The sequence below is a fragment of the Paracerasibacillus soli genome (assembly GCF_042432965.1).
Lineage (GTDB): Bacteria > Bacillota > Bacilli > Bacillales > Amphibacillaceae > Paracerasibacillus > Paracerasibacillus soli.
Genome location: NZ_JBHLWL010000022.1, coordinates 324692 through 340955, shown reverse-complemented (window position 1 = coordinate 340955; position 16264 = coordinate 324692). Strand labels below are relative to the sequence as shown.

Genomic DNA, 16264 nt, shown 5'->3' with positions numbered 1-16264 from the left:
ATTTAAAAGTCCCCTTCCGCAACAAATGAATCTCTAACACGATCCCAAAATGGAAACGGTCGAAAACGAGCAAATCTAATTTTTTCTTTTGCAACGCGGCATTGAATGGATTTCACATTTTCATATGTTTTCGTGTAATGATCAATCGTAATAATTAAACTTCGGTCATTCATCGGTTTTAACATACATGTATGATGTTTAGGTAAAATCAAAGGTGAGCCAATTGTACGAAATACCCGATTATTAATGGAGGCCATTTCGGTTAACTGTATCGATGGCAATGATGGATGTATAATACCACCACCTAATGCTTTATTATAAGCCGTACTACCAGATGGAGTGGAAATACAGAGGCCGTCTCCACGAAATGTTTCAAAGTGATCTCCTTTAATTTCCACATCCATGACAACCGAACCTTCTAATGTTTTAATCGTTGATTCATTTAATGCTAAAAAGCGACTTTCATTCTTATCTAGTTTAGAACGAATAATGACTTCTAATAATGGATATTCGACAACTTGATAAGGAGTCTTTGCTATTTCTATGATGAGTTTTTCTACTTCATCCGGTAACCAATCTGCATAAAAACCTAAATGTCCTGTATGAACACCGATAAATGCTGTTTGATCTAGACGATGAACATACCGATGAAATGCTTCTAAAAATGTCCCATCTCCACCAACAGAAATTACTAGATCTGGCTCTTGTCGACAATACTCCAAATCAAAGTCTGTCAAATATTGCTTTATTGTGGATTTGATTTTATTTGAGCGTTTATCTCCTTTAGACACAATTTTAAACTTCATTTTTTCTCCCCTCCACTATCTATTAACCATACGCGCATATTACTTTCGATGAAAAATACGTTGTGCTTCCTGCACTTCTTTTCTAATTTTAGACATCTCTTCGTCTAATCGAAACGCTGCTTCTGCTGCTATTTTTAAACGTGCTTTTATTTCTTCTGGTATTCTACCTTTATATTTATAATTTAATGAGTGCTCATTTGTTGCCCAAAAATTCATTGCTAATGTACGAATTTGTATTTCAGCTAAAACCTTTTTCATACCATGAATAGTTTCTACTGGATATTCAATAATCATGTGGAAAGAACGGTATCCACTCGCCTTTTTTTCTGATACATAATCTTTTTCTTCTATAATTGTTAAATCTTTTCGTTCCCTTAACATATTTACAACAGTATATATGTCATCTACAAACTGGCAAACTACGCGAACACCTGCGATATCTTGAATTTCCTGTATACGATTCAACGGTATTTGTTTTTTTTCTGCCTTTTCTATAATACTCTCGACTGGTTTCACTCGTGCGGTAATAAATTCAATTGGAGAATGCCTTGATTCATGCTCAAATTGTGCACGCATTCCTTTAAGCTTTACTTTTAGCTCTTCAACCACTTGTTTATATGGCGCAAGTATTCCTTCCCAATTCATCCACACACCACCTATTCGTTGTTTTCAATTTTATTTTACCATATTCCTCGGCAATGGATAATCTTTGCATATCTCCTTATTATTCGCCATAATCAATATTAAACAAAACTCAGAAAGAATGCACCTTTTTTCCTAGTGGAGGTATCACATGGCACAAGAAATAGAACGTGAGTGGAAAAACTTATTAACAAAAGAGGAATTCATTGTATTACATCAAACACTCCCTTTTCCAAAAAATGGTCAAAGTCAAATAAATTATTACTTTGAAACAAATGATTTTCAATTAAAACAACACGCAAGTGCTTTAAGAATTCGTGAGAAAAATGGTACATACCAACTGACTTTAAAACAACCACATCCAGAAGGAATTTTGGAAACACATGATGCATTAACAAAAAAAGAAGCCATGTGTTGGATGGATGGACATATCATTCCAAAACCTGCTATAGCAAATGAATTAAATAAAATGAACATTCCTATAGATTCACTAATATACTATGGAAAATTAACTACCGTAAGATATGAATATAAGGAAGAAGATTTAATTTTTGTACTCGATCATAGTACTTACAATCGACACGAAGATTATGAGTTAGAAATAGAAGCATCTTATCATGAGATTGGAATGAAAACATTTGAGCAAATTTTAACACGTTATAATATCACAAAAAAACAAACTCCAAATAAGATTATGCGCTTTTTTAAAACGTTAACATTCTAGTCTCTTCTGCTCGTAATAAGTCAGATAATTTGCCCAAGGTCACTTCCGTTGCTACAATGTAGACAACTATTTAATAAATCAAACGAGGAATCCTTTTAATAAATTTGATAGGAGTAAATAATGGAACAGCAAAATAGAAATTATCCAGGGACTATATTCGAAGCTATTGGTGGGGCCGATACAATCGCACAACTTGTTCACCATTTTTATAAACGTGTAGGAGCTCATCCAGATTTGATACCAATTTTCCCAGATGATTTGACAGAAACAGAACAGAAGCAATATTGGTTTCTTACCCAATTCTTTGGTGGCCCCGCACTATTTACATTAAATCGTGGGCATCCGATGATGAGAAGAAGACATTTGCCTTTTGAAATAACCCCAACAAGAAGAGATGCCTGGTTACAGTGTATGGATAAAGCGCTTGACGAAACGAACATTGATGAACCATACCGAACAGCCATGTTTGAAAGGTTAACAATGACCGCACACCATATGATGAATACACCAGAATGATGAAAGGAGAATCGATGTGAGCTGGAATCATACGGAGTTTCTTGACTCAAAGGACTCGAACACCCGGTCACAATATAGCTACTTTGACTTTGTCCAAAAGCCAATAGAAATGTTCGTGTTTATTGATCCTTTGTGTCCAGAATGTTGGTCTCTTGAACCATATTTAAGAAAATTATCATTAGAATATGGCCGATTTTTTACGATAAGACCAGTCCTAACCAATTATTTAGTTCCTTTACAAAATGAGCCATTCGATACTCCGCGAAAGATGAAGGAGATTTGGGAAAGAACTGCTAAGCGAACTGGCATGAGCTGTGACGGTGATTTATGGGATGAAAACCCAATTCTCACACCTTGGGCCGCCTCACTTGCTATAAAAGCAGCTGAGCTTCAAGGCAAAAAGTCTGGTCGCGTATTCTTAAGAAAATTACAAGAAAGTTTGTTTTTAAAGAAGCAAAATATAACAGAAAAAGCAGTATTACTAGCCTGTGCCAAAGAAGCGAATCTAGATATCGACGAATTTAAAAATGATTTAGAATCTACTTCTGCTAGAAACGCACTTCAATGCGACATTAGATTAACAAAAGAAATGGAAGTTGATTATATTCCTACGATTGTATTTATTAATCAACGAACAGAAGAACAGGGTATAAAAGTATCTGGTTTATATCCTTATGATATTTATGTACGTGTGTTAGAGGAAACTTTAAAAAAATATTTAATACCTTCAGAAAAGCCACCTTTGGAAAGTTTTATCGCCTTTTATGGTGTTGTGGGTAGTAAAGAAATCTCTGTTGTCTATGATTGGTCTATCGCGACAGCCGAACGAGAAATGAAGAAATTACAATTGAAACAAATCGTTAAAAAAATGCCAGCAAAGCATGGTAACTTTTGGAAGTATATAGTGGAATGATATATTATTTTAGATGCTAACTACGATTTTACTAAATGTCGTGGCAAAGCATCTTTTTTTCAAAGTAAAAAGGATATACGGGGCAGCGTATATCCTTTTACTTCTCATTCTTTGTATAAACAAAGGGGGATGGGAGAAAGATTCATGATCAAACAAAGGGGTTTTGTTTGTGATTCATCTCACATTTATATAATAACAAGTTGATTCGATAATTACAATACCTTGTGCCTATTTTCACAAAATCGTCACTTCTAATTCACGAGTTTGCAACATATAAATAATAATAAAAATCATATATATATTTAATCTTGACATTTTATGCGCTTTATAGTCGGAATTGATAAAGTTGAAGCTACTAAGTTTCATTAGGACTTCAAGATATATGTATATTAGGGGTTGAAGATGAATGAGAGAGATACTTCCTTTTTTATTTCTATCTTTGGTAATTGTTGCGTTCTTTTTAAATATTTTAGGACTCATGCGTTTAATACCACTTTATTTTACATTACCATTGTTGTTCTTCTCCATCTATTTCACCATTTTTTCGTTTACCCATCGAAAAACTTATAGAGGAAGAATGCGCTAAGATATTAAAAAACGTAGAGAGTAATGGGTACCCTCCCCTCGAAAGTTAGCGTAAGAAAGCTAATTTTTTGGGGAAAGCACTCCTCTCTACGTTTTTCTCATTTATTTAGAAAGTAAAAGTTTTTCCATTTCATCTAATTTCTCTTCAAATACATCTAATGCAGCTTGGACAGGCTCTTTTGATGTCATATCAACTCCTGCACTTTTCAACACTTCAATTGGATAATCACTACTACCGGCTTTTAGGAAATGATTAATGTAACGCTCAACAGCCCCTTCTTCTTTAGCAAGAATTTTACTTGCGAGAGCAGTTGCTGCAGAATAACCAGTTGCATACTGATAAACATAATAATTATAGTAAAAATGCGGAATCCTAGCCCACTCAAGGCCGATTTCCTCATCAGATACGACATCCTCACCAAAATACTTTTTGTTCAAGTTATAATAAATTTCTGTAAGTTTATCCGCAGTTAATGCCTCACCATCTTGTAAATGCTTGTGAATGTCATGTTCAAATTCAGCAAACATCGTTTGACGGAACACTGTACCACGAAATCCTTCTAAAAAGTGGTTGAGTAGATATAACTTTTGTTTCTCATCTTCAAGGTGGTTGAGCATATAATCACTTAATAACGCTTCATTGCATGTTGAGGCAACTTCTGCAACAAAAATAGAATAATTACCATAACGAAATGGTTGAGATTTTCTTGTATAGTAACTATGAACAGAATGGCCTAATTCGTGTGTCAAAGTAAATAGGTCATTTACACGATCCTGCCAATTTAGAAGAATATACGGATTCGTTCCATATGACCCAGAAGAATATGCGCCACTCCGTTTCCCGATATTTTCTTCTACATCAATCCAACGATTTGCAAATCCTTCCTTTAAAATGCTGTTATATTCTTCACCTAATGGTTTTAAACTATCCAATACATATTGTTGTGCTTCCTCATATGTAATTTTCATATCCACATCTTTTACAAGCGGAGTATAAACATCGTACATATGCAAATCTTCAAGACCGAGTACCTGTTTTCTAAGTCTCAAATAACGGTGTAATAAAGGGAGTCTATCATTCACTGCCTCCACAAGATTATCATACACTGATTCAGGAATATTGTTATCATCTAATGCGGCTTGTCTTGCAGATTCATACTTGCGAACTTTTGCATTAAAATTATTCACTTTGATATTTCCTGTTAATGTAGATGCAAATGTGTTTTTAAACTTACCATATGTGTCATACATCGCTTTAAACGCATCTTCTCTCACACGACGGTCTTTGGATTCCAAGAAAGTACCGTATCTCCCATGTGTTAAATCAACTTCCTCACCATTTTCATCTTTAATTGTTGGAAACTTCAAATCTGCATTATTTAACATACTAAATGTCTGTGAAGGACTAGATAATGCTTCCGAAGCTTCCGCTAAAATCTCCTCTTCACGTTCCGATAAAACATGTTCTTTTTGACGTAAAATTTGATTTATCGTGTGTTCATAAAGCTTTAATTCTTGCTTTTCCTCTAAATAACCACGAAGTTTCGCTTCTTCCATACTTAATAGTTCTGGAACAATAAAACTCATCGCACTAGATGCTAATGTTAATACCGTTTCTGCTTTTGCATTTAAAGCTTGATAAGTAGCATTCGTTGTATCTTGATCATAACGCATATGTGCATATGTATAAAGCTTACCTAGACGCTCGGAAAGTTCATCTTGCAACTTAAACATGTTATAAACTTCTTCGGCAGATTGGGCTAACTTACCCTGTAATTCTTGGATTTTCGGAATATCCTGCCGTAAACTTTCTAATTCTTTTTCCCAGTCATGATCTGTAGCAAAAATATCTTCAAGACGCCACGTTTTTTCTACTGGAATATCGCTTCTTTTTTGTAGTTCTTTCGTCGCTTTAGCCAATTTAAAAACCTCCTTCATGAATATAACATTTATTTTACTGGATTCGAAACATTCTTTCAAAGTATAACACTTCGTAAAACGAAATATTATAACAAGCGCATCATCAACTAGTATGGTGAATTCATAGTGATTTATTCTCACCATGATTTTTCCTCAATCCAGATGGGTTTACCAGTTCTATCTGCTCTATCCGCTAGTAGAAGCTGATCACCAGCTAATGCATGTTCAATATTATGATATGACTTAATAATTTTTAATATTTTATAGTGGTGACGAGAGACTTTCATCAAGTAGTTAAAATAGACAAGCCATTGAAGATATTCGTGTATTGGATGTCTAGAAGATTCAATAAGTGGATGGTGCTTAGTCATACGTTGGTGATTTTGCAATAAAAATTCGCATGACTGAACGGAAAATACTTCCCCTACATGTAACGGAGCCAAAATATCAACATAAATGCGACTTTGCCAATTCCAAAGTGGCGTTATCATTTTATGTTGGGATTGTACAGGTAGATAAACAATAGATGGTAAAGTTTCAATGTGGGTCTTTCTCAAATAAAGCCATTGTAGCCACTCTCTTTCTTTTCCATATGCACGTCCTCGTGGCTTCATACGAAATCTCTTTTTCTCCCTTTTCCATAATAATCGCTTCTCCACATCTTTTAACGTACTTAATTTAAATAATGCCGAAAAAGAGACTTGGTTTATTTTGAAAAAGTGTAACTTGGCAATCGCCTTCTGTGGTGTACAGATTAAGATATCGTTTGCAACTACGACTTGTTTAGACTTAGGGCAGTAAAAATAAAGTGAAGGCGGAAACGTAGAATGAAATTGATGAATGAATTGCAGAATAAATGGACTGATTTTAATGTAATTGGGCCCAATTCGCTTAAAAAACATGGCTCCCATTATCCATATTGGTTTAATACCTAATGATTGGTAGCTTATCGTCCGAGTTCTTATTTCAGAAACAGATGTAGTCGCGCATTGAAATTCTATTACAATCTTACGCTTATTTAAATACATCAATATATCGGGCCTTTGATTAATTTCTCGTATGTACGGTTCTAACAATACATTGGAAGTTTGCTGTTTTAGCCAATAATACAACTGTAGCTTCCCTGCCAAATGGTATGGACCCTCTCCCCCAACCCGTGCTGGACAATCTGATTTAGGTAAATGCGCAAAATGCGGAATCTTTGTTTTTCCTGCTTTAATTTGGACCTTTTCATGACAAGTTGGGCAAAAAAATTGAGATGTTTTTTTCAACACTGCAATCTTTTCCTTTGTTAATGTAAAAAGTGTAACAAATTCTCCTTTTTCATTTTTAGCTTGCAACATTACTCTTTAATCCTCTCCTTCCCTTGTATATCATATACGACAAGGATAAGGAGAAATCCTGCTAAAAGTGAGGAATTTATTATGAATATATAAAAAGCAAGATGAAAGAAATCTTTCGTAAAATTCGTCACCGAAGTCAAAGGTTCCCGCAATTTATCTATGCCAAAATCAAAAATAAAACCAAACGCTACATAACATAGCATTTGGTTTATGCTGAAAAGTAATTTCGTGTTTGTTTGAATACGTTAGCCTCGAATACTTTCTTCCCATACTCCTCTAGTATGTGAATGGTCATATCGGAGTCATTTCCGTATTCAAAAATCCGACTAATTAGGTTTTCTTGGCGATTTTCTTCAATTAATTCATTCATAAATTCTATATATAAATAATAAGAACCTTCATATGCATATAAAACAGTATTCATATCGTCTTGCACATCTTCTAAATAATGACTTAACTGAATGACATCTTCAAAGTCTTTAAAACTAGCAATAATCCAGAAAAAGTCTTCTTCATCTTCTAGTTTCTCTATTGCATCTGGCTCAGATTCTCCAAATTTAGACTCTAAGAAGTTTTCAACTTTTTCTTGAATAGATAAATCTTCTAACTCTGAGTCATTCGGTATTTCAAGTTTCTCCCCATCTTTTGAGAGTTGCGCTTTTGTTACAATGATTTCCAACCCTTTTTCCAATGCTTGAACTTGAATCCATAAAGGTCCTTCCACATTGAAATCTTCCTTATAATTAAGTTCCTCCATCATTTGCCAAAAGAGTTGCTCACTTCGTTCACGATTATACCAGATTTCTTCTTTCTGAAATCCACGATCTTCTATATCTACATATGAAATGTAAAACTTAATGGTGTTTTCATTAATTCTTTCAATTTCCATACATACTCTCTCCCTTCATTATATTGTTTTTGGGGAGTCAAATATAACTTTGAACAACCTTTCATTTTGCTTACTTCTATCCTATGACAAATTATTTCATTTGGAAATATAAATGCCTATAAATACTGTATAAATATTTATTCTAACCTATTACAACAGTTTTGTCATTACTTTACCAAGCAAAACTTCAATCATTGTTTTTTTCGTGCACTGATTGTTAGTTGTGTGTTTTAGGCTATAAAACCCCGCCTCGTATTATGTGTGTAGAGTCGTGTAACTAGTAAATACAATTTGTATCATGTTATTTGAAAATTCCATCTTATAAGGAAAAATAAAAACGGTAGACCATTAAATTCGATCTCCGCTTTTATCGTATCGAAATTGCGATTAATTCACCATGCGCTGAGCTTCACGTAATTGGAACGTCCGAACTGTTCTAGGTAAGAATCGTCGTATTTCATCTTCATTGTACCCAACTTGGAGTCTTTTTTCGTCCAATATGATTGGTCTTCTTAATAACCCTGGGTTTTCTTGAATTAATGAAAATAATTCTTTCAAAGGTAGTTGCTCGATATTCACATCAAGCTGTTGAAATACTTTTGAACGAGTAGAAATAATTTCATCTGTCCCATCCTCAGTCATTCGTAATATTTCCTTGATTTCTTCCAATGAAAGTGGTTCAGAAAATATATTACGCTCCTTATATGCTATGTCGTGCTCCTCAAGCCAGGCTTTCGCTTTTCTGCAAGATGTGCAACTTGGTGAGGTATAAAGTGTTACCATGGTACTTCACTCCTCATTCTGTATCTATATTTACTACACATGAAAACAGTACGATTATTAAATAATATTTATTTTAATGTACTCTATGTATAAGTATACTATAATTGTCAAGTAAAAGGTAGAGCTACGACGAAAATATTATATTTATTTTTATGTTATTTTCAATATCGTCATATATGTAACATACCCATTAAATACCTTCTATAAACGGTAAAAATAAAATTCATTTATAGCTCTGAAATATGATTGTGGTTTTATCTCAAGCGAACATGCCATTAGAAAAAAACGACATTTGTCGTTTTCTTGTTTACACGAATTAATTTCATAGGCCAAAAGTAGTTGTTTGAGGATGAATATTAAATGGCGCGTACATACCGTTGTCCTACATGAAAATTGACACGCTTTCCGTGGGCACGGCTTCAGCCTCCTCGGAAGCAAAATCCGCTTCCTGTGGGGTCTTCAGACTTGTGCTGTTTCCACAGGAGTCGGTCACTTTTCATTCCGGACAACTAGTATTGTGGGATGATGTTTATGAAAATGATTTATAAATAGAAAACAAGTGAGATTCCCTGTAGAATTAAAGTCGACGAAAACCAATTCATAGGAGGGAACTCACTTGTCTATATCAAATGATATAAGAAATGTGCTAGATATTCAAGATAAAAATATTTATATAAGCGATAATGCAGTAACATATGGAATACATAAAGGGAAAGCTTGTAAATTTAAAGAAAACAATGTCCAACTGATGCATCCACTTATTAAAGAACAAGCATGAAAACATTAAGAAAGCACTTACCCTATACGAAAAATAGCTTCCAATACACCTATAACAACGGCCGAATTGAAGGTATTAATAATAAGATCAAGGTACTTAATCGAGTCGCATATGGCTATCGGAATTTTAATCATTACAAAAATCGAATAAGAATACATTTCAAGTTGAAACCATTAGTCAAAACACCAAATACATCTGATAAAAACAAATCACACGCTAGGGCAGTATAACTTCCCTAGCGTGTGATGACCAAATACATTTTTTGAATTGACTAAAAATCAATACCAACGTTATTTGAAGTAGATCCGAAAAAACCGACATTTGTTGGTTTCTCATACGTTAAAGTTATTCGGTCATTTCTACTTCTTTCATCAAATTATTTATCGCACGATTTTCATCTAACATCAGGACATCATCCACTTCAATTTTTGACTTTCCATATATCTCTTGCGCCTTATACATATGAATTTTTTCATACATCATTTTTACCTGATTATAAATATCTTGGTCTGTTTCTTCATTGTTTGGCGACCAATATAAAATTTCCATTGGATTTACTTTATTAGTTTCGAGAGATTTCGGTTTATAACCAATTGCCTGTGCGTGGACGAAATTCTCGCGATTATAAAATCGTAATCTTTTCTCGGTATCTGAATCGTCATAATCAATTGGCTCCACTTCAAGAAGAATTGGTTTTTGCTTTTCTTTCATCTTTTTAAGTAATAGATGACCAATTCCTTGTCCTCTTGCCTTCGAAGATACCCATAAATAATCTACAAACGTAAAATCGTTAAATTCTGCGTATATCATGACATGATTTGAACCTTCATCCTTATGGTATATGTCACCTTTTTCTTTTAATAAAATGTCTATATGTTTTTTTGACTTCATTTCCTCTGCTGGAAAATAATCATTTAACTTATCATACCAATCCATTGATCTACTCCTCAAATCGAATTCATTTTTGTTACAAGTGTTAGTATAACGATTTGAAAGCCCCCATGCAAAATGGAAATACTACGATTTTAAACATTGAAGCTGGATATTTTAGGAAAATGGTACGTGTTCACATCTTACTCTCTAAATTATGCGTGTTTATTCTACATAGCTTCATTATTTACAGTTAATGAAAAAAGGAAAGTTTATTTAATTGGTGAACAGAGGTTTCACTATATTATGGCTTATAATCCACATTTTTAGTATAAATGTTTCCTGCATTCCAAAGTAAATATTCATCGATTCCATTTTCTTTTAGCGCTTTTATTTGGGCTTCAACTTCATCCTTGCCATATTTCGTTGGAGATCCATTGTATAGCCATGGCGCCTCAAAGTCTTGTAACCACGGGCGCGATATTGGTGGGTTGTCTAGCTTACCCAATACATCATTTTCAACTTTGGCATATTCCGCTACCAGTCGATAAGGCTCCTTGTCCGGCATTGGGATACCAAAGTAATTATTTCCCCAATGACTTGGATATATCATAGAAGAAATAACATCTACATTTTCGGCAATTTTTGAGAAGTTCTGTCCAATTCCAGGTGTTTCAGGAATTGTTGCAGCGTAACCAAAAATGTCTACTGACACGTCTACGTCATAGTATGCTAACTCTTTTTTTGCAAACTTTACAAAATCAGTGACAGCTTCCACCCTTCGTTGAACGTTATCTAATTTAGAATTCTTATAAGTTCCCTCTGTATATTCCAAACGTTCATCTCTTGTTTCAAAGCCTTCCGGAAAACGAACATAATCAAATTGAATTTCTTTAAAACCCATCCTTGCCGCTAATTTCGCTATTTCCACGTTGTATTCCCATACCTCTTTTAAAAATGGGTTTACAAATGCCTCACCACGTCTGTTTACCCATACTTTACCATTTTCTTTAAATGATAAATCCGGTCTCGCTTTAGCTAAATTTGTATCTTTAAATACCACAACTCTCGCGATTGGATAAATTTGTTTTTCTTCCAACGTTTTCATCATTTGTTTTGGGTCATTTATATAATTTGTCGCAATATCTGTAAATGGTGATCCTTTTTCGGGCACAAAAGTTAAATTTCCATGATCTTCCTTTATATCGATAACCATCGCATTTAAATCCGAATGTTCCACAAGGTCTAGTAATGATTCAAATCTGGCCCCACCGGCAGAATTTCCAGTTACGTAAATTCCTCTCACCGCATCTGGATATGAAAAGTCGTAATCAGTTGAAAACATATAACGACTAAACTTTTGTTCTACATCAATTGGTTCAATTTTACTCATTCTAAGCTTGTGTAACTTCGCGAGTACAACACTATCTGCCTGAACAGCTTGGGGTGTAGTGAAAATTGTCAAAAGTAGTAGAAAAATACCGATAATTTTAATTGAACGTACATGATTTTGCTCCATCCCACTGTCTCCAATCCTATAGTCTTTAATATATTCCATTATATAGGAAAACAATTGTTGTTTAAATGGGTATTAAGATAAATGTCGAAATATCACCTTTATCAAGTAGTCCATTTTTCCATACGCTAATAAAGCAATAAATAAATTTTATTCGTAAAAATACAGGGACAGGGCCGTAGATGATATACCAGATAGGCGATATTAAAAAAGATGATTTCAAGTTATATAATTGGAAGTCTGATTCCCAATTTTACTATTGTATATAATTGAAGGTGCTGACACCTATGCTTATGCCAAGCACCATTTTTATAATGAATATATCGCTTGAACCAACGACCTAATCGTAGCTAATTCTAATTTTGCTTCTGTTTGCTTCCTCATCTCAATGGCTGCAATAAATTTATCAATACTTTCATCCAGCTGTTCATATTCCCCTTCATCCCCAATGAGTTGGATTTTCCATTTATTTTTATCGTACAGATCCTTTAATTCCGTTGCTTGGTCTTGTAAAGGTTCCCAATCCTGTTTGTTTAACGCTTCTTCCAATTGATCAATATGTGCTGATAATGCTTTTTTTCCGGTCACGTTGGAACAACCTACCAACAACACGAGCATACATAATAATACCCATTTTTTTCTGAACATACGTTATTCACCCTCTTATGCATGGTTGTGCTTAGATTACCCCATAATAAAAGAGCTACACTAGGAAGATTATAACTATAATTTCAGTTGCAAGGTGAAAAACCTTTACAGACAAAAAGGAGATAATTGTATATATATAATGGAGGGTAAATCATGCCAGAGCTTGTATTAATTCTTATTCGTTCCATCGCTTCCTTTCTTTTATTACTTATCATGACACGTATAATGGGAAAAAAACAATTATCACAATTAACCTTTTTCGACTATTGTGTCGGAATTACTATCGGATCTATCGCAGCTTCCATGTCCGTTGACCAAAATATCAAAATAGCAAATGGTCTCGTTTCCCTACTCATATGGGGGCTATTTCCCCTAGCGCTCGCATTCACCGGGTTAAAATCAAGGAAGTTCTTACGGATGACTGACGGTAGACCGGCAATTGTCATTAAAAATGGGAAGATACTGGAGAAAAGTATGAAGAAAAACCAATTAGCAATTGATGAATTAATGATGCTCTTACGTGAAAAAAGTGTATTCAAAGTAACGGACGTGGAGATGGCAGTGTTGGAAACGAATGGAGAATTAAGTATCATGAAAAAAGCAGACCAACAACCGGTTACACCAAAAGTGTTGGGAATGGTAGTCCAACAAGAGTCGTCACCTAGCTTGCTTATAGTAGATGGGCATGTGTTGGAAAAGAATCTATCTCGTTTAGGGTATACGAAAAATTGGTTAGAAACTGAAATTAAAAACCAAGGAGCGAATTCCGTACAAGAAGTATTTTTAGCGCAGGTTGATGCGAATGGAAAACTTTATGTGGATGTGTATAACGACAAAATCTAGGGGAAGCGAAATGCCTAGCAGAAAATTTCTCGCTAGGCCTCCACTCTATTCTACCTTACTATTCCGAATGATCATCATGGAAATAACGTACAATACAATTGCAACAACCATTGTAATAGGCACCGCTTGATACCATACTTGATTGTTTTGATACAAAATAGCATCGGCTGGCAGCATAGACATAAATGGATTCACCCAAGCTAGTGATTTCCATGGTAAAAATGTAGTTAACGCATACCCCGCCAAAAGCGTACCAATTAAAGTAAATAATGTCGGTAATGTTTGTTTTATGAGTAAGCTGAAAAACAAATATAATGTTGTAACAAAAATAATTACTATGATATGGAGGATGATAATTTTTTGCATATAATCATAAATAGTCATTAATTGTAAATTTCCGTCTTGTTCGAATATGACAGGATATTGAAAGCTTCCGTCCGTACCAAGCAATTTACCAATACTAACTGATGCCCCAATTAAACCGATGAAGACTATAAAATAGCCAAGTAGTGCACTCCCCATTTTGGTCGTTATAATATGTGCTCGGTTCAGCGGCTGGGTAAATAACAGTAAAATCGATCTTCCCTCATATTCTGTGGCAAGCATTTCACTAATAAGCAAAATCAAAATAATTAAGGCACCATATGTAACAAATAAATTCACAGCTTGTTTTAAAAAGTTCGGTAAAGCAATACTGTAATTTTCAAATTCAGGTGGAATATTTTCTGTCAATAACGTCTCATTTTTTAGAAGTGTATACGTAATCTCCTTTTCCGACAGTGAATGTTCGCCACCAGCTAGTTTAAATTCTTGCGTTTTTTGTAAATAATCACTTTCTAGTTGAAGCCATTCCCGCCAGTTAGTTGGTGTGAACACATTTCTTAACGCAATTGCCATGTTCAGTAGTTCCATATTCATCTCACGTAACTGTTCGATTTCCTCATCTTTTCCGACTCTTTTTAATTGCAATTCATAGGAAGTTTCATTCATTTCACTTACCTTAATATAAGCATTGTATTCCGACCGTTTTTCTTCTACAGCGTAATCTTGTAATAACATATTACGTACAAATAAACCTACGACTGCAACAATACATACGGAAAATATAATCCAATATTTTTTCGTCCACATCAACTTTTTGATTTCAAATAGAAATAACTTCATGTGTGAACGTTCCCTTCAAAAAGCTCTCGATATCTTCGTTCCGCACCTACTCGCTCACTTTCAATCTCTTCTATCACAATATTTGCTTTGTTTAGTGTGTCAATAACGGTTTGTAATGCGACATCTGTTTCCATGAATTTAATTTGTGAATCGTAATAAGTTTCAAAAGAAATGTGATGTTCTGCTAAAACATGCTGTGCTTTTTGTAAATCGGAAATAGAAACATAATATTCCTTTGTTGCAAATTGTTCCAATGACTCTTGCAGTATTTCGCCGTCTTTCATAAAATATATGGTATTTGTGAGGCGGTCTATTTCATCTAGATTGTGAGACGAGACAATAATCGTTGTACCTTCTGCAGCTAACTCAAGTAAGATTTCGCGCATATTAATCGCACTTGTCGGGTCTAAACCATTTAATGGTTCGTCCATCAGCAAAAGTTTTGGCTTATTTAAAATGACCATTGCTAACAATAAATGTTGTTTCATCCCAAGTGAAAAATTTTGCACCCGTTTTTTCAGGTAACTTTCCATGCGGACACGTTTTGCCACTTCATGGATGCGTTTTCGGGGCAGTTTTTGCATATCACAAACAAATTTCAAATGGTCGTATGCTGTTAAATTCCCATATAGAATTCGATTATCTTGTAAATAAGACACTTCTTTAAACAATGATGTATCGTGATTTCTTTTGCCTAATAATGTAACCGTCCCTTCATTAATAGATACTAAGTTGGTCATACAATTTAATAATGTTGTTTTTCCCGATCCATTTGGACCAACTAATGCAATAATTTGTGGTGTTTCAATCTGAAATTGTACACCTTTTAAAACCCATTCTTTTTTATATTTTTTCTTGAGATTTTTCACTTCTGCAATCATGTTACCACTCCCTCCCTTTTATTGGGCATGTCGCCTCGACATAAAATACGTAACGAGTAAAATGAGAAAACTAGCTAAGCCAAGTACCCAGAAGCCATTATAAATCGATAAATCAAAGTTTTTTTGCAGGGCTGCAACTTCCATGGAGACGATATCTGCCACATGAAAATACATAAACGGATTAAAAGCTACAAAATTTGTTTGCACAAATTGCCCACTTAATTGGACACCTATAAATAGAAAGGCAACTGTTAGACCTATGGCTATTGCCGTACGTTTTGTCAAATATGAAAAGAAAAATAAGCATGCATAACAAAACAAAAGTACCATATAAAATAAACTTGCTGCTAAAACAATAAATTGCCACATCGACATAAAATGAAATGCCATCTCTGGTTCATAAATTAATACTGGATATTGTAATTCACCAAATCGATCAAAGA

General features: G+C 34.3%; 18 protein-coding genes and 1 pseudogene. 7 read left to right on the top strand and 12 right to left on the bottom strand.

Annotation, left to right across the window (positions count from 1 at the left end):
• Positions 1-2 precede the first annotated feature (2 nt).
• Positions 3-806 (bottom strand): NAD kinase, encoded by an 804-nt coding sequence (locus ACFFIS_RS08320; protein ID WP_390186948.1) that lies wholly within the window; start codon positions 804-806, stop codon positions 3-5.
• A gap of 39 nt (positions 807-845) precedes the next feature.
• Positions 846-1451: a GTP diphosphokinase gene (gene yjbM, locus ACFFIS_RS08315; RefSeq protein ID WP_320378690.1), complete on the bottom strand. Its 606-nt coding sequence runs from the start codon at positions 1449-1451 to the stop codon at positions 846-848.
• Between the two features lie 148 nt (positions 1452-1599).
• Here yjbM and ACFFIS_RS08310 point away from each other — a divergent pair, with 148 nt between their 5' ends.
• From ACFFIS_RS08310 to ACFFIS_RS18190, 4 genes are all read left to right on the top strand, one after another.
• Positions 1600-2172, top strand: a complete 573-nt coding sequence (locus tag ACFFIS_RS08310) for a CYTH domain-containing protein (RefSeq protein ID WP_320378689.1) — start codon at positions 1600-1602, stop codon at positions 2170-2172.
• A 120-nt stretch (positions 2173-2292) separates the two neighbouring features.
• A complete protein-coding gene (locus tag ACFFIS_RS08305) occupies positions 2293-2688 on the top strand; it encodes a globin domain-containing protein (protein ID WP_320378688.1) in 396 nt (131 codons plus the stop codon).
• A 16-nt stretch (positions 2689-2704) separates the two neighbouring features.
• Positions 2705-3601 (top strand): ClpXP adapter SpxH family protein, encoded by an 897-nt coding sequence (locus ACFFIS_RS08300; RefSeq protein WP_320378687.1) that lies wholly within the window; start codon positions 2705-2707, stop codon positions 3599-3601.
• 406 nt (positions 3602-4007) lie between these two features.
• Positions 4008-4187 (top strand): hypothetical protein, encoded by a 180-nt coding sequence (locus ACFFIS_RS18190; RefSeq protein ID WP_320378686.1) that lies wholly within the window; start codon positions 4008-4010, stop codon positions 4185-4187.
• A 101-nt stretch (positions 4188-4288) separates the two neighbouring features.
• On the opposite strand, the gene pepF is transcribed toward ACFFIS_RS18190, so the two are convergent.
• The 4 genes from pepF to spxA all read right to left on the bottom strand — a co-directional run bounded on the left by pepF (position 4289) and on the right by spxA (position 9121).
• Positions 4289-6124: an oligoendopeptidase F gene (gene pepF, locus ACFFIS_RS08295; RefSeq protein ID WP_390186944.1), complete on the bottom strand. Its 1836-nt coding sequence runs from the start codon at positions 6122-6124 to the stop codon at positions 4289-4291.
• A gap of 119 nt (positions 6125-6243) precedes the next feature.
• Positions 6244-7449, bottom strand: coding sequence for a competence protein CoiA (locus ACFFIS_RS08290; protein ID WP_390186943.1), 1206 nt, complete (start codon positions 7447-7449; stop codon positions 6244-6246).
• Between the two features lie 208 nt (positions 7450-7657).
• On the bottom strand, positions 7658-8338 hold the full coding sequence (gene mecA / locus ACFFIS_RS08285) for an adaptor protein MecA (RefSeq protein ID WP_390186942.1): 681 nt from the start codon (positions 8336-8338) through the stop codon (positions 7658-7660).
• 387 nt (positions 8339-8725) lie between these two features.
• Positions 8726-9121 carry a transcriptional regulator SpxA gene (spxA, locus tag ACFFIS_RS08280; RefSeq protein ID WP_320378682.1) on the bottom strand — a complete coding sequence of 132 codons (396 nt, stop codon included), beginning with the start codon at positions 9119-9121 and terminating at the stop codon, positions 8726-8728.
• A gap of 616 nt (positions 9122-9737) precedes the next feature.
• Here spxA and ACFFIS_RS08275 point away from each other — a divergent pair.
• Entirely contained in the window at positions 9738-9899 is a 162-nt protein-coding gene (locus ACFFIS_RS08275) for a hypothetical protein (protein ID WP_320378681.1), read from the top strand.
• Positions 9887-10129: pseudogene (locus ACFFIS_RS08270) on the top strand (transposase); the annotation flags it as partial. The gene ACFFIS_RS08275 and the pseudogene ACFFIS_RS08270, both read left to right, overlap by 13 nt.
• A 115-nt stretch (positions 10130-10244) precedes the next feature.
• Here the strand turns inward: ACFFIS_RS08270 and ACFFIS_RS08265 are convergent.
• The 3 genes from ACFFIS_RS08265 to ACFFIS_RS08255 form a co-directional block, all read right to left on the bottom strand.
• Positions 10245-10835, bottom strand: a complete 591-nt coding sequence (locus ACFFIS_RS08265) for a GNAT family N-acetyltransferase (protein ID WP_320378679.1) — start codon at positions 10833-10835, stop codon at positions 10245-10247.
• Between the two features lie 238 nt (positions 10836-11073).
• Positions 11074-12288, bottom strand: coding sequence for a putative glycoside hydrolase (locus ACFFIS_RS08260; RefSeq protein ID WP_390186940.1), 1215 nt, complete (start codon positions 12286-12288; stop codon positions 11074-11076).
• 306 nt (positions 12289-12594) lie between these two features.
• Positions 12595-12933: a DUF4363 family protein gene (locus tag ACFFIS_RS08255; RefSeq protein ID WP_390186939.1), complete on the bottom strand. Its 339-nt coding sequence runs from the start codon at positions 12931-12933 to the stop codon at positions 12595-12597.
• Between the two features lie 153 nt (positions 12934-13086).
• On the opposite strand from ACFFIS_RS08255, the gene ACFFIS_RS08250 reads away from it, so the two are divergent.
• Complete coding sequence (locus ACFFIS_RS08250) at positions 13087-13776, top strand: YetF domain-containing protein (RefSeq protein ID WP_320378678.1); 690 nt, start codon at positions 13087-13089, stop codon at positions 13774-13776.
• A 45-nt stretch (positions 13777-13821) separates the two neighbouring features.
• Here the strand turns inward: ACFFIS_RS08250 and ACFFIS_RS08245 are convergent, their stop codons facing one another.
• From ACFFIS_RS08245 to ACFFIS_RS08235, 3 genes are all read right to left on the bottom strand, one after another.
• Positions 13822-14940: an ABC transporter permease subunit gene (locus tag ACFFIS_RS08245; RefSeq protein WP_390186938.1), complete on the bottom strand. Its 1119-nt coding sequence runs from the start codon at positions 14938-14940 to the stop codon at positions 13822-13824.
• Positions 14937-15821 (bottom strand): ABC transporter ATP-binding protein, encoded by an 885-nt coding sequence (locus tag ACFFIS_RS08240; RefSeq protein ID WP_390186935.1) that lies wholly within the window; start codon positions 15819-15821, stop codon positions 14937-14939. The genes ACFFIS_RS08245 and ACFFIS_RS08240 overlap by 4 nt, the downstream gene beginning before the upstream one ends.
• 18 nt (positions 15822-15839) lie before the next feature.
• Positions 15840-16264 (bottom strand): hypothetical protein (locus ACFFIS_RS08235; RefSeq protein ID WP_390186934.1); only part of this gene is annotated, 425 nt, incomplete at its 5' end.